A 24215-nucleotide genomic window follows, 5' to 3' on the forward strand; every position below is an offset into this window, starting at 1 on the left:
CCGTCCGCCACCCGGACCGGAGCCGCCCGCTGTCCTGCCCAGCCCGTACGATCGAGGGATGAGCACGCGGATCGCCTTCCTCAAGGGTCACGGGACCGAGAACGACTTCGTGATCCTCCCGGACCCGGAGAACGCCATCGAGCTGCCCCCGGCCGCCGTCGCCGCCCTGTGCGACCGCCGCGCGGGCATCGGAGGCGACGGGCTGCTGCACGTCGTGCGGTCCGCCGCGCACCCCGAGGCCCAGGCCATGGCGGCCGAGGCGGAGTGGTTCATGGACTACCGCAACGGCGACGGTTCCGTCGCGGAGATGTGCGGCAACGGCGTGCGCGTCTTCGCCCGCTACCTCCAGCGCGCCGGCCTCGTGACCGAGGGGGACGTCGCGATCGCCACGCGCGGGGGCGTCAAGAGCGTCCACATCGCCAAGGCGTCCGGCGGCACCGGCGCGGGCGACATCACCGTCGGCATGGGCAGGGCCCGGTTCCCCGAGGGGGACGTCAGCGTGAGCGTCGGCGAGCGCAGCTGGCCCGCCCGCAACGTGAACATGGGCAACCCGCACGCCGTCGCCTTCGTGGACGACCTCGCACACGCGGGAAACCTGTTCACCCCGCCGCCCTTCAGCCCGCCGTCCGCCTACCCGGACGGGGTCAACGTGGAGTTCGTCGTCGACCGCGGCCCCGGGCACGTCGCGATGCGCGTGCACGAGCGCGGCTCGGGCGAGACCCGCTCGTGCGGCACGGGCGCGTGTGCCGTCGCCGTGGCGGCCGCCCGCCGCGACGGCGCGGACCCGGCCGTGACGGGCACCCCGGCGACGTACACGGTGGACGTGCCGGGCGGCACCCTGGTGATCACCGAGCGCCCGGACGGCGAGATCGAGATGACGGGCCCCGCGGTGATCGTCGCCGAGGGCGAGATCGACGCGGACTGGCTCGCCGTCGCGCTCGCCTAGACCCTGCCGTCCGCATCCGGCCGTCATCGATCGTCGGTCACGGCCGGGCGCGGCACGGGGCCTGGACGGCGGCCGGCCACCGGGTCCGGCTCGCCCGCAAAAGATCCGAAACCGTAAACCCGCCAATCATCGCTCGAATGGGTGATCCGTTTCACGCTCGGCGAGAGGCGGTCAGCCGGGCGTGGTGGGCTCGGTAGCATCAAGCACCGGCCCGGACGGGGGAACGACGCCAGCCCCTGAGCCGTGTACGCCATGGGGCGCCCCGTCCGCCGGTCTACGCAGCCGGAGGTGCCCATGAGTGCGGAGGCGACGAATCCCGCGACGCCAGGCCCAGTGACGCCGTCGCCCGGGCTCCCGGCCGAGCAGGGCGCGCGACCGCACCGCAGGAAGGGCCGTCCCCGGATCGACCTGCGCCGCCTCGGCCGGGCCGCACTCCTCGGCCCCGCCGCCCGCGACCGGCTGCCGGACGCCATCGGGCACGTCGCTGAGGCCCACCGCGCCCACCACCCCGACGCCGACCTGGAACCGCTGCGCCGGGCGTACGTGCTCGCCGAGTCCTCGCACCGCGGCCAGATGCGCAAGAGCGGCGAGCCGTACATCACGCACCCGCTCGCCGTGACCCTGATCCTCGCCGAACTCGGCGCGGAGACCACGACGTTGACCGCCTCCCTGCTGCACGACACCGTCGAGGACACCGATGTGACCCTCGATCAGGTGCGCGCGGAGTTCGGCGAGGAGGTGTGCTACCTCGTCGACGGCGTCACCAAGCTGGAGAAGGTCGACTACGGGGCCGCCGCCGAGCCCGAGACGTTCCGCAAGATGCTCGTCGCCACCGGCAACGACGTCCGCGTGATGTCGATCAAACTCGCCGACCGCCTGCACAACATGCGCACCCTGGGCGTCATGCGCCCCGAGAAACAGGAGCGCATCGCCAAGGTGACCCGGGACGTGCTCATCCCGCTCGCGGAACGGCTCGGCGTCCAGGCCCTCAAGACCGAGCTGGAGGACCTGGTCTTCGCGATCCTGCACCCCGAGGAGTACGAGCACACCCGGGAACTGATCGACGACGACGCGGCCCACGGCGGCGACCCCCTCGCGGAGATTGCCGAAGAGGTGCGCGGCGTCCTGCGCGAGGCCGGCATCCAGGCCGAAGTGGTGATCCGGCCACGGCACTTCGTCTCCGTGCACCGGGTCTCGCGCAAGCGCGGACGGATGCGCGGCTCGGACTTCGGACGCCTCCTCGTGCTCGTCGGGGAGGACGCCGACTGCTACGCGGTCCTCGGCGAACTGCACACCTGCTTCACCCCGGTGGTCTCGGAGTTCAAGGACTTCATCGCCGTACCGAAGTTCAACCTGTACCAGTCGCTGCACACGGCCGTCGCCCGCGGGGACGGCGAGGTCGCCGAAGTCCTCATCCGCACCCACCAGATGCACAAGGTGGCCGAGGCCGGGGTCATCGCCCTGGGCAACCCCTACGCCGCGCCCGCGGAGGAGCAGACGGACGGCGACGGCGAGCGCGCCGACCCGACCCGCCCCGGCTGGCTCTCCCGCCTCCTCGACTGGCAGGAGGCCGCGCAGGACACCGACACCTTCTGGTCCACCCTGCGCGAAGACCTCGCCCAGGACCGCGAGATCACCGTCTTCCGGGCCGACGGCGGCTCGTTGGGGCTCCCCGACGGCGCCAGTTGCGTGGACGCCGCGTACGCCCAGTACGGCGAGGACGCGCACGCCTGCATCGGGGCGCGCGTCAACGGCCGCCTGGCGACGCTGAGTACGGTCCTGCGCGACGGGGACACCGTGCAGCTCCTGATGGGCCAGGACCCCGCCTCGGAGCCCTCCCGGGAGTGGCTGGAGCACGCCCACACACCCGCCGCCCGCATCGCCATCCAGCGCTGGCTGGCCGCCCACCCCGCTCCCCGCGACACGGCGGCCCCCGAGGGCCCCGCGGCCGCCCCCAGGCCCGCCGCCGAGGCACCCCCGGCCCGGCCCGGCTCCGCCAGCGCCGTCGTCGACCAGCCCGGCGCGTCCGTACGCCTCGCCGGGTGCTGTACGCCCGTACCGCCCGACGAGGTGACCGGCTTCGCCGTACGCGGCGGCGTGGTGACCGTCCATCGCCTCGGCTGCGCCGCCGTGGACCGCATGAAGAGCGTGGGCCGCGCGGAGGTCGGGGTGAGCTGGGGCGACACCACCGAGTGCCGGGTCACGCTCGTCGCCGAGTCCTTCGGACGGCCCCACCTCCTCGCCGACCTCACCGAGGCCATCGCCCTGGAAGGCGTCGCGATCGTCTCGGCGACCGTCGAGCCCCCCAGCCAGCAGCGCGTCCGCCACACGTACACGCTCCAACTCCCGGACGCCGCGCACCTTCCCGCCCTGATGCGGGCGATGCGCAACGTCCCGGGCGTCTTCGACGTCAACCGCGCGCAGCACCAGGCCGCCGCCGCACGCTGAACCCCCGGAGAAGGCATCCGACGGGAACCCGTTCGGGTGGGCCCGGTGCGCGTCGTCACCGCGGGGCCCGTGCGCGCTGGTAGCGGTGGTCCATGCTGCTCACCTCCCGCCCCGGCGCGCGACGCGTCACGACGGCGCTGCTCGCGTCCGCCGTGTCCGTCTGCCTCCTCGCCGCGAGCGCCCCCTCACCGGCCGCGCCTCTCGGTGTCGGCGACCGCCTCTTCCCGCACCTGGGCAACCCCGGCTACGACGTCGCGTCCTACGACCTCGCCTTCACCTACCCCGGCTCGAACGACAAGCCGCTCACCGCCGTGACCACGATCGCCGCGCGCACCACCGCCCCGCTGGAGCGGATCAACCTGGACTTCGCGCACGGCACCGTGCGGGGCGTCGAGGTCGACGGCGTGCCGACCGCCTTCACGAGCGCCGGCGAGGACCTGGTGATCACCCCTCAGGAGCCGCTCCCCGCGGGCAGCGCGGTGCGCGTCACCGTGCGGCACACCAGCGACCCCGTCTCCGCCGACGGCCGGGACGGCGGCTGGGTCCGGACCCGGGACGGCCTCGCCATGGCCAACCAGGCGGACGCCGCCCACCTGGTGTTCCCGTGCAACGACCACCCCTCCGACAAGGCGATGTTCACCATCCGCGTCACCGCCCCCGAGGGGTACACGGCCGTCGCCAACGGCCTGCCCGCCGGAACGGACCGCCGGGCCGGGGCCACCACCTGGACCTACCGCACCGAACACCCGATGGCCACCGAGCTGGCCCAGGTCTCCGTCGGGCGCTCCACCGTGGTGCACCGGAGCGGACCGCACGGGCTGCCGCTGCGCGACGTCGTGCCCACCGAGGACCGCGACCGCCTGGAGCCGTGGCTGAAGCGGACGCCGGGGCAGATCGCCTGGATGGAGGAGAAGGTCGGCCGGTACCCCTTCGAGACGTACGGGCTGCTGATGGCCGAGGCGCAGACCGGCTTCGAGCTGGAGACCCAGACCCTCTCGCTGTTCGAGAAGGATGTCTTCACCGAGCCCGCGTACCCGAAGTGGTACGTCGAGTCGATCATGGTGCACGAGCTGTCCCACCAGTGGTTCGGCGACAGCGTCAGCCCTCGCACCTGGTCCGACCTGTGGCTGAACGAGGGCCACGCCACCTGGTACGAGGCCCTGTACTCCGAGGAGAAGGCCGACCGGCCCATGGAGACGCGCATGAAGGCCGCCTATCGCGCCTCCGACTCCTGGCGGGCGACCGGCGGGCCGCCCGCCGCGCCCAAGGGGCCCAAGCCGGGGCAGAAGATCAGCATCTTCCGGCCCAACGTCTACGACGGGGCCGCACTGGTGCTGTACGCGCTCCGGCAGGAGATCGGGCGCCCCGCCTTCGAGCGCCTGGAGCGGACCTGGGTGGCCCTCCACCAGGACGGCACGGCGTCCACCTCGGACTTCGTGCGCCTGGCCTCGACGATGTCCGGACGCGACCTAGGCGGGTTCTTCGCCGCGTGGCTGTACGACACGAAGACACCGCCCATGCCGGGGCACACGGACTGGAAGAGCGACGCCCCGCCGGCGCGACAGGGCAGGCGATAAGTCGCGTGACGAGACGGGGCGTGCCGTGCGACCATCTTTCAGGTCGGCGGCACCGCCCCTCGGGGCCGGCGCCGCGGGCACCGGGAATCTCCCCGGGCCCCCGGACGTTGTCCCTCATGTCGGGTGACGTCCGTCGCCGACTCGCAGGTCCCATCGACGTAAGGATCCAATGACCTCCTCTTCTTCCCCTTCCCAGGACGCGCAGAGCCTCGCGCAGAACTACCCCGAAGGTCTTCGGGCCGATGCCCTGATGGAAGAGGACGTCGCCTGGAGCCACGAGATCGACGAAGAGCGGGACGGCGAGCAGTTCGACCGTTCCGAGCGTGCCGCGCTGCGCCGCGTCGCGGGCCTCTCCACGGAGCTCGAGGACGTCACCGAGGTCGAGTACCGGCAGCTCCGCCTGGAGCGGGTCGTGCTCGTCGGTGTCTGGACCACGGGCACCATGACCGACGCGGAGAACTCGCTGGCCGAGCTGGCCGCCCTCGCGGAGACCGCGGGAGCGCTCGTGCTCGACGGTGTGGTGCAGCGCCGCGACAAGCCCGACGCGGCCACGTACATCGGATCCGGCAAGGCCAACGAGCTGCGGGACATCGTCCTGGAGACCGGCGCCGACACCGTGATCTGCGACGGTGAGCTGAGCCCCGGCCAGCTGATCCACCTCGAGGACGTCGTCAAGGTCAAGGTCATCGACCGGACGGCCCTGATCCTGGACATCTTCGCCCAGCACGCCAAGTCCCGTGAGGGCAAGGCGCAGGTCGCCCTCGCGCAGATGCAGTACATGCTGCCGCGACTGCGCGGATGGGGTCAGTCGCTGTCCCGTCAGATGGGCGGCGGCAAGGGCGGCGGCCTCGCCACCCGTGGTCCCGGTGAGACCAAGATCGAGACGGACCGGCGCCGTATCCGCGAGAAGATGGCGAAGATGCGCCGGGAGATCGCGGACATGAAGACGGGCCGCGAGATCAAGCGCCAGGAGCGCAGGCGCCACAAGGTGCCCTCGGTCGCCATCGCGGGCTACACGAACGCGGGCAAGTCCTCGCTGCTCAACCGCCTCACGGGCGCGGGCGTGCTCGTCGAGAACGCGCTGTTCGCGACCCTCGACCCGACCGTGCGCCGGGCCGAGACCCCGAGCGGCCGGCTGTACACGCTGGCCGACACGGTCGGCTTCGTACGGCACCTGCCGCACCACCTGGTCGAGGCGTTCCGCTCCACGATGGAGGAGGTCGGCGACTCCGACCTGATCCTGCACGTGGTGGATGGTTCGCACCCGGCTCCGGAGGAGCAGCTGGCCGCCGTGCGCGAGGTCATCCGCGACGTGGGCGCCACGAAGGTGCCCGAGATCGTGGTGATCAACAAGGCGGACGCCGCGGACCCGCTGGTGCTCCAGCGGCTGATGCGCAACGAGAAGCGCTCCATCGCCATCTCGGCCCGTACCGGCCGGGGCATCGCCGAGCTGCGCGCGCTCATCGACAACGAGCTGCCGCGTCCCTCGGTGGAGATCGAGGCGCTCGTGCCGTACACGCAGGGCCAGCTGATCGCGCGGGCGCACGACGAGGGCGACGTCATCTCCGAGGAGCACACCCCGGAGGGCACGCTGCTCAAGGCGCGGGTGCACGAGGAGCTGGCGGCGGATCTCGCGCCGTACGTCCCGGCACCGCTCGCCTGACCCGGTAGGCCCGGCGGTACGCACCACCGGTACACGGCGAAGGCCCGCTCCCTCTCTCGGGAGCGGGCCTTCGCCGTGTGTGCTGTCGGGGCGGGCGGCGGCTACCGGCCGCCGTACTTCTTGCTCATGTTCTGGTACAGCGCCTCGGCGCCCTTTCCGAGCTGCGGTCCGGCGAGCCAGGTGTTGTCGGACGGGCCGATCGACGTGTTCGACACCAGCTTCGTCCTGCCGTCGACGACGCGGAACCAGCCGCCGCCGGACGAGCCGCCGGTCATGGTGCAGCCGATGCGGTACATCGTCGGCAGGCCCGGCCTGAGCGAGAGGCGCCCGGGCCGGTCGACGCACTTGAACATGCTCAGACCGTTGTACGGAGGCGCGGCGGGGTAGCCCCAGGCGCCCATGGCACCCGCGTCGCGGGCGGACGGCGCGGAGAAGTCCACGGCCAGCGCGTTGCCGACCGTCTCCTCCAGGGACTTTCCGCCCTGCTCCGGCTTCACGTGCAGCACGGCGTAGTCGTACGGGGCGCCCGCGCCGCCGGTCTCGTCGCCGCCGGAGATCCACTGGTCGGAGGTGGCCGCCCAGTCGGCCCACCACTGACCGTAGGGGGCCATCTCCCGGGCCGTGGCACCGCTCAGCTGCGCCTCGGACTTGTTCAGGTCGTTGTAGGACGGGACGAAGGCGATGTTGCGGTACCAGCCGCCGCCACCGCCCGCGTGCACGCAGTGGCCCGCGGTCCACACCAGGTTGGACCTGCCCGGGTGGTTGACGTCCTTGACGACCGTCCCGGAACAGACCATCGAGCCCTCGGGGGAGTCGAAGAAGACCTTGCCGACCGGCGCCGCGTTCTCGTGGTACGGCGTCTTCTCCGCCTTGGCCGGGACCGGCTCGGGCGCGGGGTCGCTGACGCCCTGGTCGGCGGTCGCGTCCTTGGACGAGATCGTCTTGTCGGGGTCCTTGGCGGACTTCATGCGCTCGGGCTTCCACAGCCCGTCGATCACCGGGTTGACGAAGTCCTTGGCCTCACTGAGCCACTTGTCCTTGTCCCAGTTCTTCCATCCGCCGTCCTTCCACCGGTCCACGTCGATGCCGTGCTCCTTGAGCCGGTCCGCGAGGTCGCCGGGAACCCGGGCGCTGTCCTGGCCGTCCGCCCCGGACGCGGTGGCGGCGGGCTTGTCGCCCGCCGTGTCGTCACCCGAGCCGCAGGCGGTGGCGGTGAGGGACAGGGCCGCGAGCAGCCCCGTGGCGAGCAGGACGCCGCGCCTGCCGGGCCGGCGCGCGACGGACGTACGTACGGAACGCATGCTGTGGTAACCCCCGTTGAAGCGTTGCTGTCATGTGCTTGTCAGGCGCGGAGCCGGCCTTCCGTGGACCCGCTCGAACGCGACACCCCACTATGCCCGGGCAGTCGCGGGCGGACGACGGCGGGACGGTGAAGGTTTCCGGACGCGGCCGGTGCGCCCATCGCACCCGCCGGCCGTTCCCTCCGCCGCGTCGGCCACGGCGCTGTGAAGCACCCCGGCCGGCGCGCGCCCTCCATCGCCGTCGCTCCGCCTCGGGTCAACCGGACCCGGTCACCGCCCGGCGAACTTCTCGCTCACCGAGTCGTACACACCCTTGGCCTCGGCCCCCAGGTGCGGACCCGCCAGCCAGCCCGAACTCACCGGGCCGATCGAGGTGTTGGAGACCAGCGCGGGCTTGCCGTCGGCCCCCTTCGCCACCCAGCCGCCGCCGGACGAACCGCCGGTCATCGTGCAGCCGATGCGGTACATCGTCGGGTCGGACTTCACGATCGACAGCCGCCCCGGCTCGTCCGTGCACTGGAACAGCTTCTGGCCGTCGTACGGCGCCGCCGCCGGGTAACCGGTCGCGGTGATGCTCGACACCTCGGGCACGGCCGGCGCGTTGAACTCCACCGGCAGGGCCGAACCGACCGTCTCCTCCAGGGACTTGCCGTCGCTGCCCTTCTCCGGGGTCACGTGCAGCACCGCGAAGTCGTACGGTGCGCCCTCGCCGCCCGTCGCGCCCCCCTGCTCGATCCACTGGTCGGAGGTCTGCGCCCAGTCGCTCCACCACACGCCGTACGGAGCGATCTCGGTCTTACTGGCGTCCTGCAACTGGGCGGCGTTCTCACCGGCGTTGTTGTACGCCGGCACGAACGCGATGTTGCGGTACCAGCCGCCCTTCTTGCCCGCGTGCACGCAGTGCCCCGCCGTCCACACCATGTTCGACTTGCCCGGGTGGGCCGGGTCCTTCACCACGGTCGCCGAGCAGACCATCGTGCCCTCGGGGGAGTCGAAGAACACCTTGCCCGCCTCGGGCACGCTGTCGTGGTAAGCGGCCCGCACGGAACGGGCGGTCACCGGAACCGGCGTCGCGTCGGTGACACCCTGGTCGCCGGAGATGTCGTTCTCGTCGACGCCCTTGTCCTGGTCCGGGTCGTCCGCGTCCCGCATCCGGTCCGGGTCCCACAGGTCCTTGATGATCGGGTTGATGAACTCGTCGGCCTCGCGCAGCCAGTCGTCCCGGTCCCAGTCCTTCCAGGCGCCGCCCTTCCACTTGTCCAGGTCGAAGCCGTGTTCCTTGAGCTTGTCCTTGACGCTGTCCGGGATCTTGATCTTGCCGTCGCTGCTCTGGGTCGCGGACGCCTCGGCGTTCGTCTTCTCGTCGCCCGAGCCGCACGCGGTCGCGGTGAGCGCCAGCGTCGCCGTCAGACCCACGGCGACCAGTACGGGGGAGGTCCTGCGGCGCTTGCTCCCCCCTCGGCGGGCGGTGAAGGGCGGGCGTATGGATCGCATGGTGTGAACTCCCCCTGGGGCGTGAGAAACATCTGCGCTGCCGAGGCAGCGGCCGTACACATGCAGCCGGGCACGGATCCGCCGGCGCGGCCCCCCGACCGGGGGACCGTGGGACGCGGCGGCGGGGCCGGTGGCCCGTTTTCCGTACTCCTGAACGGCACCACACACTATGCGGTCGCTGTGGGGGACTTCCCACGGAACGGCAACGGTTCCGTCACGGCAAGGATCTTCGGTTCACCCGCTTCCCCTTGCCCGCCGCGTCGTTGGTAGGTACGGGGGGCGTCCAGCGTGCGTTCGAAACCCCCGCCAACTCGCCTGTGAACAGCGGGAGGACCGGTAGTCGTGGCCGTGACGGAGTCTGCGGTGATGGGGCGTGAGCCCGACGGGGCACACACGGAGGGCGGCTCCCCGGAGGCGCACGCGGCGCACGAGGGGATCCTGCGGCGCCAGTCGGCGCGTGAGTCCGCCGCGCGCACCTACGCGCGCGCCCTGCCCGTCGTGCCCGTCCGCGCGCGCGGACTGACGATCGAGGGAGCCGACGGGCGCCGCTACCTGGACTGCCTCTCCGGGGCCGGGACCCTGGCCCTCGGGCACAACCACCCGGTGGTGCTGGAGGCGATCAGGAAGGTCCTCGACTCGGGGGCGCCCCTGCACGCCCTCGACCTCGCCACCCCCGTCAAGGACGCCTTCACCACCGAGCTGTTCCGCACCCTGCCGTCCGCGTTCGCCGACCGGGCACGGGTGCAGTTCTGCGGACCGGCGGGCACGGACGCCGTGGAGGCCGCGTTCAAACTGGTGCGCGCCGCGACCGGACGCGCCGCGATGCTCGCCTTCACCGGCGCCTACCACGGCATGACGGCGGGGGCGCTCGAAGCGTCCGGGGGCGCGACCGAGGTACGGGTGGCGCGGCTGCCGTACCCCCAGGACTACCGGTGCCCCTACGGCGTAGGCGGCGACCGGGGTGCCGAACTCGCCGCCCGCTGGACCGAGTCGGTCCTCGACGACACCAAGTCGGGCGTGCCGCACCCCGCCGGGATGATCCTCGAACCGGTCCAGGGCGAGGGCGGGGTGATCCCCGCGCCGGACGCCTGGATGCGGCGCATGCGGGAGATCACCCGGACCCGGTCCATCCCGCTGATCGCCGACGAGATCCAGACGGGCGTCGGCCGCACCGGCGCCTTCTGGGCCGTCGAGCACAGCGGCGTCACCCCCGACGTGATGGTCCTCTCCAAGGCCATCGGCGGCAGCCTCCCGCTGGCCGTCGTGGTCTACCGCGAGGAGCTCGACGTGTGGCCGCCCGGCGCCCACGCGGGCACCTTCCGCGGGAACCAGCTCGCCATGGCCGCGGGCACGGCGACCCTCGGACACGTCCGCGAGAACCGTCTCGCCGAGCGCGCCGCCGGACTGGGGGCCCGCATGCTCGGACAACTCCGCGCGCTGAGCGGCCAGTTCGACTGCGTCGGGGACGTCCGCGGCAGGGGGCTGATGATCGGCCTGGAGCTGGTCGAGCCGGACGCCGCCGGCACGGACCCGCCCCCCGCCGCGCCGCACCTCGCCTCCGCCGTCCAGCGGGAGTGCCTGCGACGCGGTCTGATCGTCGAACTCGGCGGCCGCCGCGAGAGCGTCGTACGTCTGCTCCCGCCCCTGACGATCACCGACGAACAGGCGAACGCCGTCCTGGAACGGCTCGCCGACGCGGTGGAGGCGGTGGCCCGCGGACCCGCCGAGACCGGCCCCGCCGCCGGGCGGGGGAGCGGCGGACCCGCTCCCGACGCACGGGACCGTGCGAGCGAGGGGCGGGAGACCGACGGGACGGGGTAGTTCGGGGCGGTGCGGGGCAGTGCCGTGGCGGCGAGCGTGGGCCACGTGAGGCGCCGACCGGCTGGGGGCGACCGGAGACGGTCCCGGGCTGCGGCCACGGTGTCGACGCGACCGGCCACCGCTCTCGGCGTACGGCTCACGAGGGCAAGGGGCCGGTGCCAAGGGCGACTTGGTGGCTGCCGTCGGTCGCCCTCGGCCGGACGTGCGGTCGCCACCGTCGGGCTTGGCACGTGCGATCCCCTCGCCGCCGACTGCACCCCAGGCGGGAACCCGCCCGGAGACGTCACCCCCGCCCAGCCCGTCCCCCGGCAACCAGGGCGGCCCGGAAGACCCGCGCAGGACGCGCACCCCGGCACCGTCCCGGCGCACCACAGACCGACCGCACGAACGCAGACCCAGAACACGAGGAACGCCCGTGAATCCGACCCCAGCATCCGACGGCCCGCCGCAGGGCCCCGCGCCGGATTCCGACGGCGTCCAGGCGGCCGCACCGGCGCCGGAGACCGCGTCGGTACCCCGGCAGAAGGACGGGGCGCCGACCGCCGAGAGCCCGCGGTCGCGCGAGGCCACGGACCTGATCGAGCACCCGGATCCGCACACGGCGGCCCAGGCGGCGGCCATCGAGAACCTGCTGCGCTGCTGGGTACGCGAGAACGACCTCCCGGCCCCCGACGGCGTCCTGCGCATCCCTCTCCGGGCGACCGGCACGGTCCTCCTGGCTCCCGTCCGCTACTGGTCCCCGACCGGATGGCACCGCTTCGGGCTCCCGTACGTGGCCACCGCCCCGGACTGGGCCCCTCCCGTCGACGCGGTGACGCTGGCCGCCCTGCTCTCCCGGGAGACGCCGAGCACCCCCGAGGGAGGCCCGTCGGGGGGCCGGCCCGTCCCGACGGGAGATGCCACGCAGGCGCCTGCTCCGGACGGGCACTCGACGCAGGCCCCGCCCGCTCCCACCGAGGGCTCCGAACAGGCACCGCCCGCCCCTTCGGGAGACCCGGCGAGCACCCCCTCCGCGTCGGTGCAGGACGCCCCGCCCGCCCCCGCCGACGGCACCTCCGAGCCCGGTCCCGCTCCCTCCGGGCCGCACGGCGGGGTCGGTGACGTGAACGACCTGGTCGGGCGGGTCGCCGACTCCGTGCGGCGCACCGCAGTCTTCGTCGCCGACCGCCGGAAGCGGCCCGGCGACGGCCCCGACCTGTTCCTCTCCGCCGAGCAGGCGCTCCTCCTCGGGCACCCGCTGCACCCGACGCCGAAGAGCCGCGAAGGGCTCTCCGACGCCGACGCCCGGCGGTACTCGCCCGAGCTGCGCGGCTCCTTCCCGCCGCACTGGCTGGCCGTCGCCCCCTCGGTGCTCGCCACGGACTCGGCGTGGACCGAACGCGGACGCCCTGTGACCGCCGGAGAGCTGACCGCGCGGCTCGCCGGCGCCGGGCTGCCGCTGCCCGACGGGCACACCGCCCTGCCGTTGCACCCCTGGCAGGCTCACGAGATCCGGCACCGTCCGCAGACCGAGGCGCTGTTCGCCGCCGGGCTGCTGCGCGACCTGGGCCCGTACGGCCCCGACTGGCATCCCACGTCCTCCGTGCGCACCCTCTACCGCTCCGGTGCCCCCGCGATGCTCAAGCTGTCGCTCGCCCTGCGCATCACCAACTCCCGCCGCGAGAACCTCCGTAAGGAACTCCATCGCGGCGTCGAGGTGCACCGGCTGCTGCGCGCTGGCCTGTCCAGGCGGTGGCACACCGCCCACCCGGGCTTCGACATCGTCCGCGACCCCGCCTGGGTCGCCGTCGACGGCACCGACGGGGAGCCCGTGCAGGGGCTCGACGCGGTGATCCGGCACAACCCCTTCGGACCGACGGACGACGTCTCCTGCGTGGCCGGCTTCGTCTCGCCCCGACCGCACCCCGACTCCCGCGACCGGTCCCACCCGGTCATGAGGTCCCGACTGGCCGAGGTCGTCACCCGGCTCGCCGCCCGGACCGGCCGCCCCCGCGGCGCCGTGGCCGCCGAGTGGTTCCTGCGCTACCTCGAACAGGTCGTGCGCCCGCTGCTCTGGCTGGACGGCGAGGCCGGGATCGCCCTGGAGGCGCACCAGCAGAACACCCTGCTCGTGCTGGACCCCGAGGGCTGGCCCGCCGGGGGCCGCTACCGCGACAACCAGGGCTACTACTTCCGTGCCTCACGGCGTGCGGAGCTCGACGCCCGGCTGCCCGGCATCGGCGAGCGGAGCGACACGTTCGTCTCCGACGAGGTCACCGACGAGCGCTTCGCCTACTACCTCGCCGTCAACAACGTACTGGGCCTCATCGGCGCCTTCGGCTCCCAGCGCCTGGCCGGGGAACAGGTGCTGCTCGCCGCCTTCCGCCGGTTCCTCACCGGCGTGGCCACCGGTCCGGACCGACTGCGCAGCACCTTGCCCGCGCACCTCCTGGACTCGCCCGTCCTGCGCTGCAAGGCCAACCTGCTGACCCGGCTGCACGGCCTCGACGAACTGGTCGGCCCGGTGGACACCCAGTCCGTGTACGTCACGATCACCAACCCCTGCCGTCCCTGAGGAACACGCCCCATCCCGTCTCCCGAGAGGAGCGTCGCCGTGCCTCCCACCGATGCGAGCACCGACGCCGCAACCGCCCCCGCCCCCGTCACCGGCCTCGGCGCCGAGCAGGGGCCCGGCCAGGACTCGGACAGCGAGGACACCCTGGACCTGCGCCTGCCCGACGAGTTCCTCGCCCTCATCGCCGAGGAGGCCGGGCCGCACGCCGCGTCGGGCGGGGCGAAGGGGGCCGCGGCGGACGCGTCCGCTCCGGCGGGCGAGGACCTGCTCGACCGCGTCGACACCTGGGGACCCGCCGCCACAGCCGTGGGCGTCTTCCAGCTCGTCCCCGTCCGGCTCGGACGCGACCTCGCGCTCGTCACGCGGTGGATGAACGACCCCGCCGTCGCCGCGTTCTGGGAACTCGCCGGACCCGAGGCCGTGACCGAGCGGCATCTGCGGGACCGGCTCGCCGACGACGGACGCAGCGTGCCCTGCCTCGGCGTCCTCGACGGCACCCCGATGAGCTACTGGGAGCTCTACCGGGCCGACCTCGACCCGCTGGCCCGCCACTACCCGGCCCGCCCGAACGACACCGGAATCCACCTCCTGATCGGCGGCGTCGCCGACCGGGGGCGGGGCGTCGGCTCGGCGCTGCTCCGTGCCGTCGCCGACCTCGTGCACGAGAACCGCCCGGCCTGCGCGCGGGTCGTCGCGGAACCCGACCTGCGCAACACCCCCTCCGTCTCGGCGTTCATGAGCGCCGGTTTCCGGTTCTCCGCCGAGGTGGACCTGCCCGGCAAGCGGGCCGCCCTCATGATCAGGGACCGGGGCCTGCGCGATGCGCTGTAGCGCGGACGCCCCGAGGCGTCCGGCCGCCGCCGTCCCGATCGCGTCCCCGGCCACCGGCGTGATCGCACGGTTGTCAGTCCTGCCCCGTAGGGTGGTCGCGCTATGACGAAGCCCTCACTCCCCGAACTCCTGCACGCCGCCGTCACCGCCGTCGGCGGTACGGAGCGTCCCGGCCAGGTGACCATGGCCGAAGCCGTCGCGGGCGCCATCGACGACGGATCCCATCTCCTGGTCCAGGCCGGCACCGGCACCGGAAAATCGCTCGGCTACCTGGTGCCCGCGCTCGCGCACGGGGAGCGCGTCGTCGTGGCGACGGCCACCCTGGCGCTCCAGCGGCAGCTCGTCGAGCGGGACCTCCCGCGGACCGTGGACTCGCTGCATCCGCTGCTGCGCCGCCGCCCCTCCTTCGCGATGCTCAAGGGCCGGTCGAACTACCTGTGCCTGCACCGGCTGCACGAGGGCATGCCGCAGGACGAGGAGGAGGGCCTCTTCGACCAGTTCGAGGCGGCCGCCCCCACCAGCAAGCTCGGACAGGACCTGGTCCGCCTGCGCGACTGGTCGGACGAGACGGAGACCGGGGACCGGGACAACCTGACCCCCGGCGTCTCCGACCGTGCCTGGGCGCAGATCTCGGTGTCCTCCCGGGAGTGCCTGGGCGCCACGAAGTGCGCGTACGGCGCCGAGTGCTTCGCCGAGATGGCACGGGAGCGCGCCAAGCTCGCGGACGTCGTCGTCACGAACCACGCGCTGCTCGCGATCGACGCCATCGAGGGCGCGCCGGTCCTGCCGCAGCACGAGGTCCTCATCGTGGACGAGGCCCATGAACTGGTCTCCCGGGTCACCGGCGTCGCGACCGGCGAGCTCACCCCCGGCCAGGTCAACCGCGCCGTGCGCCGGGCGGCCAAGCTGGTCAACGAGAAGGCCGCCGACCAGCTCCAGACCGCCGCCGAGGGCTTCGAGCGGCTCATGGAGCTGGCCCTGCCCGGTCGCCTGGAGGAGATCCCCGAGGACCTCGGATACGCGCTGATGGCGCTGCGGGACGCCGCCCGTACGGTGATCTCGGCGATCGGCGCCACCCGCGACAAGTCCGTCCAGGACGAGGACGCGGTGCGCAAGCAGGCCCTCGCCTCGGTGGAGTCCGTGCACGACGTGGCGGAGCGCATCACGAACGGCTCGGAGTGGGACGTCGTCTGGTACGAGCGTCATGACCGCTTCGGCGCCTCGCTGCGGGTCGCGCCCATGTCGGTGTCCGGGCTGCTGAGGGAGAAGCTCTTCGCGGACCGGTCGGTCGTGCTGACCTCGGCGACCCTGAAGCTGGGCGGCGACTTCAACGGCGTAGGGGCCTCGCTCGGCCTCGGCCCCGAGGGGGTGGAGGACGAGGACCTGCCGCAGTGGAAGGGCGTCGATGTCGGATCGCCCTTCGACTACCCCAGGCAGGGCATCCTCTACGTCGCCAAGCACCTGTCGCGTCCCGCGCGCGACGGCGACCGCGCGGACATGCTGGACGAGCTGACGGAGCTGATCCAGTCGGCGGGCGGCCGGACACTCGGCCTGTTCTCCTCGATGCGGGCCGCTCAGCTCGCGGCCGAGGAACTGCGCACGCGCATCCCCGAGTTCCCCATCCTGCTTCAGGGCGAGGAGACGCTCGGCGAGCTGATCAAGAACTTCGCCGCCGACCCGAAGACGTGTCTGTTCGGCACGCTGTCCCTGTGGCAGGGCGTCGACGTGCCCGGGCCCAGCTGTCAGCTGGTGGTCATGGACAAGATCCCGTTCCCGCGCCCCGACGACCCTTTGATGAGCGCCCGCCAGAAGGCGGTCGAGGAGGCGGGGGGCAACGGCTTCATGGCCGTCGCCGCCACCCACGCCGCGCTGCTGATGGCCCAGGGCGCCGGCCGCCTCGTACGGGCGTCGGGGGACCGCGGGGTGGTCGCGGTACTGGACCAGCGGCTGGCGACGGCCCGCTACGGCAGTTACCTCAAGGCCTCGCTGCCCGACTTCTGGTACACGACGGACCGCAATCAGGTGCGCAGGTCACTGGCCGCGATCGACGAGGCCGCCCGCAAGGCGGAGGACGCGGCCGCCGAGGAGAGCGACGCCTCCTGAGCCGGACACGACCAGGGCATGGGTTCGGGCCTGCCCCCGAGGGGACAGGCCCGAAGCGCGCCGCCGCTCCATGGCGGGGACAGCGCAGGGCCCCGGAACCGGCGCAGGTGGTCCCGGGGCCCGGTCTTGGGGCGGGCGGTGGAGCAGGGTGCCCGCCGCGGGCGGTCACACCCGCCGCAGCACCGCGACCACCTTGCCCAGGATGGTGGCCTCGTCGCCCGGGATCGGCTGGTACGCGCTGTTGTGCGGCAGCAGCCACACGTGGCCGTCCTCGCGCTTGAACCGCTTGACCGTGGCCTCGCCGTCGAGCATGGCGGCCACGATGTCGCCGTTCTCCGCCACCGGCTGGCGGCGGACCGTCACCCAGTCCCCGTCGCAGATGGCCGCCTCGATCATCGAGTCACCGACGACCTTCAGGACGAACAGCTCGCCGTCGCCGACCAGCTGCCGGGGGAGGGGGAAGACGTCCTCGACCGACTCCTCGGCGAGGATCGGACCGCCGGCGGCGATACGGCCCACGAGCGGCACGTACGACGCGGCGGGCTTGCCCGCGGTGTCCGTGGGCTGCACGGAGGACTGGTCGGAACCGCGGACCTCGTACGCCCGGGGGCGGTGCGGGTCGCGGCGCAGGAAGCCCTTGCGCTCCAGCGCCATCAGCTGGTGGGCGACGGACGACGTGCTGGACAGGCCGACCGCCTGACCGATCTCCCGCATCGACGGCGGGTACCCGCGCCGCTGCACGGAGTCCCTGATGACCTCGATCACCCGGCGCTGTCGGTCCGTGAGCCCGGAACTGTCCGCCCGGATGCCTGGAGGTCGGCCGGGCAGGGACCGCTTGGGTCCCTCAGGATTCATGGCTTCGTTCATCGCATGCACCGGCTCGAGTCGGCTCTGGGAGCGGTCCTGGGCAGTGATGGTGGCACTGTCTGCGGTGGTGGTCACGTCGGCCCCTCTCGATGGTCTCCCTGCTGGACAACGGTAGTGGCTTTCGAAAGGTTGCGCCAAACACACGTTCGAGTGAAAAACCGGGAATTCACTGACGTGATCATGTGTCTGGGTGTAATAGCTGACGCGGTGCCCGGCGGACAGAACGGTTGATTCCTGTACTCTTCACCGCCGGGGTGGCGAGCGTGCCGACGGCGGTGGGCCGCGGCCAGTCTGCCATCAGGTGCCCCGCGGGCCGTGGACCGGCCCCTCCCGTGCGTCGCGCGCCGGGTTCCGCCCCGCCCGTCTCCAGGTACGGCCGCGTGGCACATGCCAGTACGGGTGCGACACGCGCGCCCCGTGTGGATTTACGTGCCTGGCACCACATGTAGTGGTTGGATTGCAACAGCAGCCCAGAAGTTGTGGTCCCCCGGGTCTTTCCGCCCCAGGGCATCGCCTATGCTGGGGGCTGCTTCGAGGGGCCCGAGAGGTCTCTGAGGTCTATGAGTCGTGCTGTGAAGGAGGGATGGAGCCATGCACTGCCCCTTCTGCAGGCACCCCGACAGCCGCGTCGTCGACAGTCGTACGACCGACGACGGCACGTCGATCCGCAGGCGCCGCCAGTGCCCCGACTGCTCCCGTCGATTCACGACGGTGGAGACGTGCTCGCTGATGGTGGTCAAGCGGTCCGGGGTCACCGAGCCCTTCAGCCGCACCAAGGTCATCAACGGCGTGCGCAAGGCGTGCCAGGGACGGCCTGTCACCGAGGACGCGCTCGCCCAGCTCGGCCAGCGGGTCGAGGAGGCGGTGCGCGCCACCGGAAGCGCCGAACTGACCACCCACGACGTGGGGCTGGCCATACTCGGCCCGTTGCAGGAGCTCGACCTCGTCGCCTATCTGCGGTTCGCGTCCGTCTACCGGGCGTTCGACTCGCTGGAGGACTTCGAGGCCGCCATCGTGGAACTCAGGGAAGCCAGGCAGCGCCCCGCCGCGGACGGTGACGACGCGGACGCGGAGCGCCAGGTGACCGACCGCGGGTCCGGAGAGACCACCCAGGTCCCCGTACCGGCGAACGCCGCCGACTGACCGGCGGGCCGGCCCGGACCATCCGTCCGGCCCCGGTCGACCGGCGGCGACCCAAGACCTGCTGCGGGGGACCGCGTTTCGCGGCTCACGCAGTACCAGACACACAACGTGCCATGGGAAGAACGTGGCACTTCAGGGCGTTTTAGCCTGAAACAGGGAGGCGGCATGACAGAGACGGCGAGCGGTCCGGCACGGAGTTCCCGCGCCAAGGGCACCAAGGCGAGCAAGGGACTGCGTGTCGAACGCATCCACACCACCCCCGGCGTGCACCCGTACGACGAGGTCGAGTGGGCTAGCCGTGACGTCGTCATGACCAACTGGCGCGACGGCTCGGTCAACTTCGAGCAGCGTGGCGTCGAGTTCCCCGACTTCTGGTCGGTGAACGCGGTCAACATCGTCACCAGCAAGTACTTCCGCGGCGCTGTGGGCACCCCGCAGCGCGAGGTGAGCCTCAAGCAGCTCATCGACCGGATCGTGAAGACGTACCGGAAGGCCGGCGAGGACTACAACTACTTCGCCTCCCCCGCCGACGCCGAGATCTTCGAGCACGAGCTGGCCTACGCCCTCCTGCACCAGATCTTCAGCTTCAACTCGCCGGTCTGGTTCAACGTCGGCACGCCCCAGCCCCAGCAGGTCTCCGCCTGCTTCATCCTGTCCGTCGACGACTCCATGGAGTCGATCCTCGACTGGTACAAGGAAGAGGGCATGATCTTCAAGGGCGGCTCCGGCGCCGGCCTGAACCTCTCCCGCATCCGCTCCTCCAAGGAGCTGCTCTCCTCCGGCGGCAACGCCTCGGGTCCCGTCTCGTTCATGCGCGGCGCCGACGCCTCCGCGGGGACCATCAAGTCGGGCGGCGCCACGCGCCGCGCGGCCAAGATGGTCATCCTCGACGTCGACCACCCCGACATCGAGGACTTCATCGAGACCAAGGTGAAGGAGGAGGAGAAGATCCGCGCCCTGCGCGACGCGGGCTTCGACATGGACCTGGGCGGCGACGACATCACGTCCGTCCAGTACCAGAACGCCAACAACTCGGTCCGCGTGAACGACACGTTCATGAAGGCCGTCGAGACGGGCGGCAAGTTCGGCCTCACCTCGCGCATGACCGGCGAGGTCATCGAGGAGGTCGACGCCAAGTCGCTCTTCCGCAAGATGGCCGAGGCCGCCTGGGCCTGCGCCGACCCGGGCATCCAGTACGACGACACGATCAACCACTGGCACACGTGCCCGGAGTCCGGCCGTATCAACGGCTCGAACCCGTGCAGCGAGTACATGCACCTGGACAACACGTCCTGCAACCTCGCCTCGCTGAACCTGATGAAGTTCCTGAAGGACGACAACAAGGGCCACCAGTCCTTCGACGTCGAGCGCTTCGCGAAGGTCGTCGAGCTGGTCATCACCGCGATGGACATCTCCATCTGCTTCGCGGACTTCCCGACCGAGAAGATCGGCGAGAACACCCGCGCCTTCCGCCAGCTGGGCATCGGCTACGCCAACCTCGGCGCCCTGCTCATGGCGACCGGCCACGCGTACGACTCCGACGGCGGCCGCGCCCTCGCCGGCGCCATCACCTCCCTGATGACGGGTACGTCGTACCGCCGCTCCGCCGAACTCGCCGCGGTCGTCGGCCCGTACGACGGCTACGCCCGCAACGCGCAGCCGCACCAGCGCGTCATGAAGCAGCACTCCGACGCCAACGCCGTGGCCGTCCGCATGGACGACCTGGACACCCCGATCTGGGCCGCCGCCACGGAGGCCTGGCAGGACGTCCTCCGCCTCGGCGAGAAGAACGGCTTCCGCAACGCGCAGGCGTCGGTCATCGCCCCGACCGGCACCATCGGTCTCGCGATGTCCTGCGACACCACCGGCCTCGAGCCCGACCTCGCCCTGGTCAAGTTCAAGAAGCTGGTCGGCGGCGGTTCGATGCAGATCGTCAACGGCACCGTGCCGCAGGCCCTGCGCCGCCTGGGCTACCAGGAGGAGCAGATCGAGGCGATCGTCGCCCACATCGCCGAGAACGGCAACGTGATCGACGCCCCCGGTCTCAAGCAGGAGCACTACGAGGTCTTCGACTGCGCCATGGGCGAGCGTTCCATCTCCGCGATGGGTCACGTCCGCATGATGGCCGCGATCCAGCCGTGGATCTCGGGCGCGCTGTCCAAGACGGTCAACCTGCCGGAGACGGCGACCGTCGAGGACGTCGAGGAGGTCTACTTCGAGGCGTGGAAGATGGGCGTCAAGGCGCTCGCCATCTACCGCGACAACTGCAAGGTCGGCCAGCCCCTCTCCGCGAAGACCAAGGAGAAGGAGAAGTCCGAGGCGGACACGGTCACGGCCACGGCAGAGGAGACCATCCGTACCGCGATCGAGAAGGTCGTCGAGTACCGTCCGGTCCGCAAGCGCCTCCCCAAGGGCCGGCCCGGCATCACCACCTCGTTCACGGTGGGCGGCGCCGAGGGCTACATGACCGCCAACTCCTACCCGGACGACGGTCTCGGCGAGGTCTTCCTGAAGATGTCCAAGCAGGGCTCGACCCTCGCGGGCATGATGGACGCCTTCTCGATCGCCGTCTCGGTGGGCCTGCAGTACGGCGTGCCGCTGGAGACGTACGTCTCGAAGTTCACCAACATGCGCTTCGAGCCGGCCGGCATGACGGACGACCCGGACGTGCGGATGGCGCAGTCGATCGTCGACTACATCTTCCGGCGCCTGGCGCTCGACTTCCTCCCCTTCGAGACGCGCTCCGCGCTCGGCATCCACTCCGCCGAGGAGCGTCAGCGTCACCTGGAGACCGGCTCGTACGAGCCGACCGACGAGGAGATGGACGTCGAGGGTCTCGCCCAGTCCGCGCCCCGCGCGCAGGAACTGAAGGCGGTCGCCGCGCCGAAGGCCGAGGTCGAGGCGGCCAAGCCCGCCCCGCAGCAGGCGCACACCAGTGCCGAGCTGGTGGAGATGCAGCTGGGCATCCAGGCGGACGCCCCCCTGTGCTTCTCCTGCGGTACGAAGATGCAGCGCGCCGGGTCGTGCTACATCTGCGAGGGCTGCGGCTCGACCAGCGGTTGCAGCTGATGACGAACGCCCGCCGGGGCTGAGACACCCGGCCTGAGTGGGGAGCCGGCACGACGCCGGCTCCCCACTCGGCGTTCCGGGGGAGGACGCGCGCGCCCGGCTCGGCGCGCCCGGTCAGGGAGCCTGCGACGACCGCGCCTCGGAGCGGCCCGCGCAACGTGTTCCGCGAGCGCTACGGCGTGCCGGGTGCGCGCTCGACGGCACGGACGCGCGGGGCGGCACGGCTGTCCGTCGTACCGCCCCGCGTGATCCCGTCTTCGGTGAGCGCCGCACTCCGGTCGCACCGTCGTCGTCCACGGTGTCGGGCTCACTCCTCGCGGCGGGCGCCCATGATCCTCGTGAAGGACGCCGGGTCCGTGTCGAAGCCGTCGATCCCGGGATGGAAGGTCCACTCCCCGGACTCGTCGCGCACGAACTCCCCGACGGTCGCCGCCGTCGCCCCCGCCACCCCGCTGAAGTCGTCCTCGGCCAGGACCGTGTAACCCTCCCGCATGCGCAGCCCGGGATTGATCACGCCGGCGAACGTCCTGTGCACGGAACGCTGCTGTATGACGACGCCGACCACCACGCGCGCGTAGCGGCCGTTCAGGCGGTTCAGTTCCAGGGTCATGACCTCGTCCCAGCCGAAGCCCTTGCCGTCCTGGCTGTCCCGGTCGAGATAGATGGTGCCGTCCGGGGAGCGGCTGTCGAAGTGCACGACGTAGTCGGGATTCCCGTACGGGTCGTCCGCCAGGTACGTCGCGGCGACGACGTCCAGATCGGTGTTCGGCTCCCCGGCGGGACTCGGGTCCCACTTCACCGCCACCTCGACCTTGTCGATGCCCTTGCTGAGACCGTTCACCAGATCTTCCCTCCCCGTTCCCACTGTCTGTCTGCCCCAACTGGGCTGATGTAAAGGACGGTTGCACATCGTGCCACGCGCGCCGGGGAGCCCGCTCGGGTGCACTCCGCCGGAGCGTGACCGGCGCCACGTCCGTGGCCTTACGATGGCGCGGTGCTGGTCAAGTGGATTCGCTGCACCGTGGTGGACCGCCGCGGTTTCGAGCGGGGGCAGCGAAAGTGGGCGGGGCTCCTGGGCGAGCCGGGTTTCCGGGGCCAGGGCGGGGGCTGGAGCCGGGGACGGCCGGGGGTGGCGCACATCTTCGCCTTCTGGGAGAGCCGCGCCTTCTACGACTCCTTCATGGCCCGGTCCCACGACCGGCTCGCGGCGGCGCAGTCGGGCACCTTCAAGGACGCCCAGGCCAAACTCTTCGACCACCGCTTCGACGTGAAGACCGGCTTCGAGCCGCGGTTCACCGACGCCGACCTGGTGCGGGTGGCGCACTGCCGGGTCCACGAGGAGCGCGCCGAGCACTTCGCCCTCATGCAGGAGAAGGTGTGGAACCCCGCGATGGCGGGCTCGCCCGGCATGATCCGCGGACTCTTCGGTGAGGCACCCGGTCCGGAGTTCCTGATCCTGTCCATGTGGCAGTCGGCGGCGGAACACGGCAAGTACCGCGCCGAGCGCGTCGAGCGGCTCACCCTGCGCGCCCAGACGGAGGCGGACGTCGCCGCCCTCGCCGGCGACATAGTCCAGCTGGAACCCTCCTGGATCGTCTGAGGAGCCCGGGGCGCGCCCGGGCGCACAACGCGTCCGCGACCGCTCCCACGAGGCCGAATTGTGTGATCTACGCCGTATGGAGCCCGTACGAGTGCTCGATCGGGCGTCACTCGATCTAGGGTTTCGGCATGGCTCGACCACGGCGCATCGTTCTTGTCCGGCACGGAGAGTCGGTGGGCAACGCCGATGACACCGTGTACGAACGCGAGCCCGACCACGCGCTGGCGCTCACCGAGACCGGCTGGCGGCAGGCGGAGGAGCGGGGCAAGCAGCTCCGGGAACTCTTCGGCCGGGAGCGCGTAAGCGTTTACGTGTCCCCGTACCGCCGCACCCACGAGACGTTCCGGGCCTTCCACCTCGACCCCGAACTGGTGCGCGTGCGCGAGGAGCCCCGGCTGCGCGAGCAGGACTGGGGCAACTGGCAGGACCGCGACGACGTACGCCTGCAGAAGGCGTACCGGGACGCGTACGGCCACTTCTTCTACCGCTTCGCGCAGGGCGAGTCCGGTGCCGACGTGTACGACCGGGTCGGCAACTTCCTGGAGAGCCTCTACCGGAGCTTCGAGGCCCCCGACCACCCGCCGAACGTGCTCCTGGTGACGCACGGACTGGCCATGCGGCTGTTCTGCATGCGCTGGTTCCACTGGACGGTCGCGGAGTTCGAATCGCTGGCGAACCCGGGGAACGCGGAGATGCGGATGCTCGTTCTCGGAGACGACGGCAAGTACACACTTGACCGGCCTTTCGAACGCTGGCGTGATCCGGAGCCGTACGGAGTCACCGGATAGAGTGGCAGGG

Annotated in this window: 16 protein-coding genes; 12 read left to right on the forward strand and 4 right to left on the reverse strand. The window is 71.9% G+C overall.

Going from position 1 to position 24215, the window contains the following annotated elements; all coding sequences use genetic code 11:
- Nucleotides 1-58 precede the first annotated feature (58 nt).
- From dapF to hflX, 4 genes are all read left to right on the forward strand, one after another.
- Nucleotides 59-946, forward strand: coding sequence for a diaminopimelate epimerase (gene dapF / locus ACZ4VA_RS07935; RefSeq protein ID WP_468080375.1), 888 nt, complete (start codon nt 59-61; stop codon nt 944-946).
- Nucleotides 947-1240: 294 nt separating this feature from the next.
- A complete protein-coding gene (locus ACZ4VA_RS07940) occupies nt 1241-3394 on the forward strand; it encodes a RelA/SpoT family protein (RefSeq protein ID WP_356243872.1) in 2154 nt (717 codons plus the stop codon).
- Between the two features lie 92 nt (nt 3395-3486).
- Nucleotides 3487-4971, forward strand: a complete 1485-nt coding sequence (locus ACZ4VA_RS07945; protein ID WP_468080378.1) for a M1 family metallopeptidase — start codon at nt 3487-3489, stop codon at nt 4969-4971.
- A gap of 169 nt (nt 4972-5140) precedes the next feature.
- On the forward strand, nt 5141-6634 hold the full coding sequence (hflX, locus tag ACZ4VA_RS07950; RefSeq protein ID WP_355792093.1) for a GTPase HflX: 1494 nt from the start codon (nt 5141-5143) through the stop codon (nt 6632-6634).
- A 101-nt stretch (nt 6635-6735) separates the two neighbouring features.
- Here the strand turns inward: hflX and ACZ4VA_RS07955 are convergent, their stop codons facing one another.
- A complete protein-coding gene (locus tag ACZ4VA_RS07955) occupies nt 6736-7935 on the reverse strand; it encodes a trypsin-like serine peptidase (protein WP_356243866.1) in 1200 nt (399 codons plus the stop codon).
- 270 nt (nt 7936-8205) lie between these two features.
- Nucleotides 8206-9429 (reverse strand): trypsin-like serine peptidase, encoded by a 1224-nt coding sequence (locus tag ACZ4VA_RS07960; protein ID WP_355791594.1) that lies wholly within the window; start codon nt 9427-9429, stop codon nt 8206-8208.
- 342 nt (nt 9430-9771) lie between these two features.
- Between ACZ4VA_RS07960 and ACZ4VA_RS07965 the strand changes: the two genes are divergently transcribed.
- From ACZ4VA_RS07965 to ACZ4VA_RS07980, 4 genes are all read left to right on the forward strand, one after another.
- Nucleotides 9772-11250 carry a diaminobutyrate--2-oxoglutarate transaminase family protein gene (locus tag ACZ4VA_RS07965; protein ID WP_468080381.1) on the forward strand — a complete coding sequence of 493 codons (1479 nt, stop codon included), beginning with the start codon at nt 9772-9774 and terminating at the stop codon, nt 11248-11250.
- 415 nt (nt 11251-11665) lie between these two features.
- Entirely contained in the window at nt 11666-13804 is a 2139-nt protein-coding gene (locus tag ACZ4VA_RS07970) for an IucA/IucC family protein (protein WP_468080383.1), read from the forward strand.
- Between the two features lie 39 nt (nt 13805-13843).
- The gene (locus ACZ4VA_RS07975) at nt 13844-14635 is read left to right on the forward strand and encodes a GNAT family N-acetyltransferase (RefSeq protein WP_355789296.1); all 792 of its coding nucleotides are present in this window, start codon (nt 13844-13846) and stop codon (nt 14633-14635) included.
- 102 nt (nt 14636-14737) lie between these two features.
- Entirely contained in the window at nt 14738-16738 is a 2001-nt protein-coding gene (locus tag ACZ4VA_RS07980; RefSeq protein WP_468080386.1) for an ATP-dependent DNA helicase, read from the forward strand.
- 165 nt (nt 16739-16903) lie between these two features.
- On the opposite strand, the gene lexA is transcribed toward ACZ4VA_RS07980, so the two are convergent.
- Entirely contained in the window at nt 16904-17680 is a 777-nt protein-coding gene (lexA, locus tag ACZ4VA_RS07985) for a transcriptional repressor LexA (RefSeq protein ID WP_355789532.1), read from the reverse strand.
- A 516-nt stretch (nt 17681-18196) separates the two neighbouring features.
- On the opposite strand from lexA, the gene nrdR reads away from it, so the two are divergent.
- Both nrdR and ACZ4VA_RS07995 read left to right on the forward strand, forming a co-directional pair.
- The gene (nrdR, locus tag ACZ4VA_RS07990) at nt 18197-18748 is read left to right on the forward strand and encodes a transcriptional regulator NrdR (protein ID WP_355789529.1); all 552 of its coding nucleotides are present in this window, start codon (nt 18197-18199) and stop codon (nt 18746-18748) included.
- Nucleotides 18749-18913: 165 nt separating this feature from the next.
- Entirely contained in the window at nt 18914-21817 is a 2904-nt protein-coding gene (locus tag ACZ4VA_RS07995) for a vitamin B12-dependent ribonucleotide reductase (RefSeq protein WP_468080389.1), read from the forward strand.
- Between the two features lie 307 nt (nt 21818-22124).
- Here the strand turns inward: ACZ4VA_RS07995 and ACZ4VA_RS08000 are convergent, their stop codons facing one another.
- Entirely contained in the window at nt 22125-22658 is a 534-nt protein-coding gene (locus ACZ4VA_RS08000) for a TerD family protein (RefSeq protein ID WP_355793942.1), read from the reverse strand.
- A 153-nt stretch (nt 22659-22811) separates the two neighbouring features.
- Here ACZ4VA_RS08000 and ACZ4VA_RS08005 point away from each other — a divergent pair, with 153 nt between their 5' ends.
- Together ACZ4VA_RS08005 and ACZ4VA_RS08010 are read left to right on the forward strand one after the other, a co-directional pair.
- On the forward strand, nt 22812-23417 hold the full coding sequence (locus tag ACZ4VA_RS08005) for a YdbC family protein (RefSeq protein ID WP_355793941.1): 606 nt from the start codon (nt 22812-22814) through the stop codon (nt 23415-23417).
- Between the two features lie 128 nt (nt 23418-23545).
- Nucleotides 23546-24205, forward strand: coding sequence for a histidine phosphatase family protein (locus ACZ4VA_RS08010; RefSeq protein ID WP_355793940.1), 660 nt, complete (start codon nt 23546-23548; stop codon nt 24203-24205).
- Nucleotides 24206-24215: the final 10 nt, after the last annotated feature.

The sequence above is a fragment of the Streptomyces sp. NPDC028308 genome, from assembly GCF_055565855.1.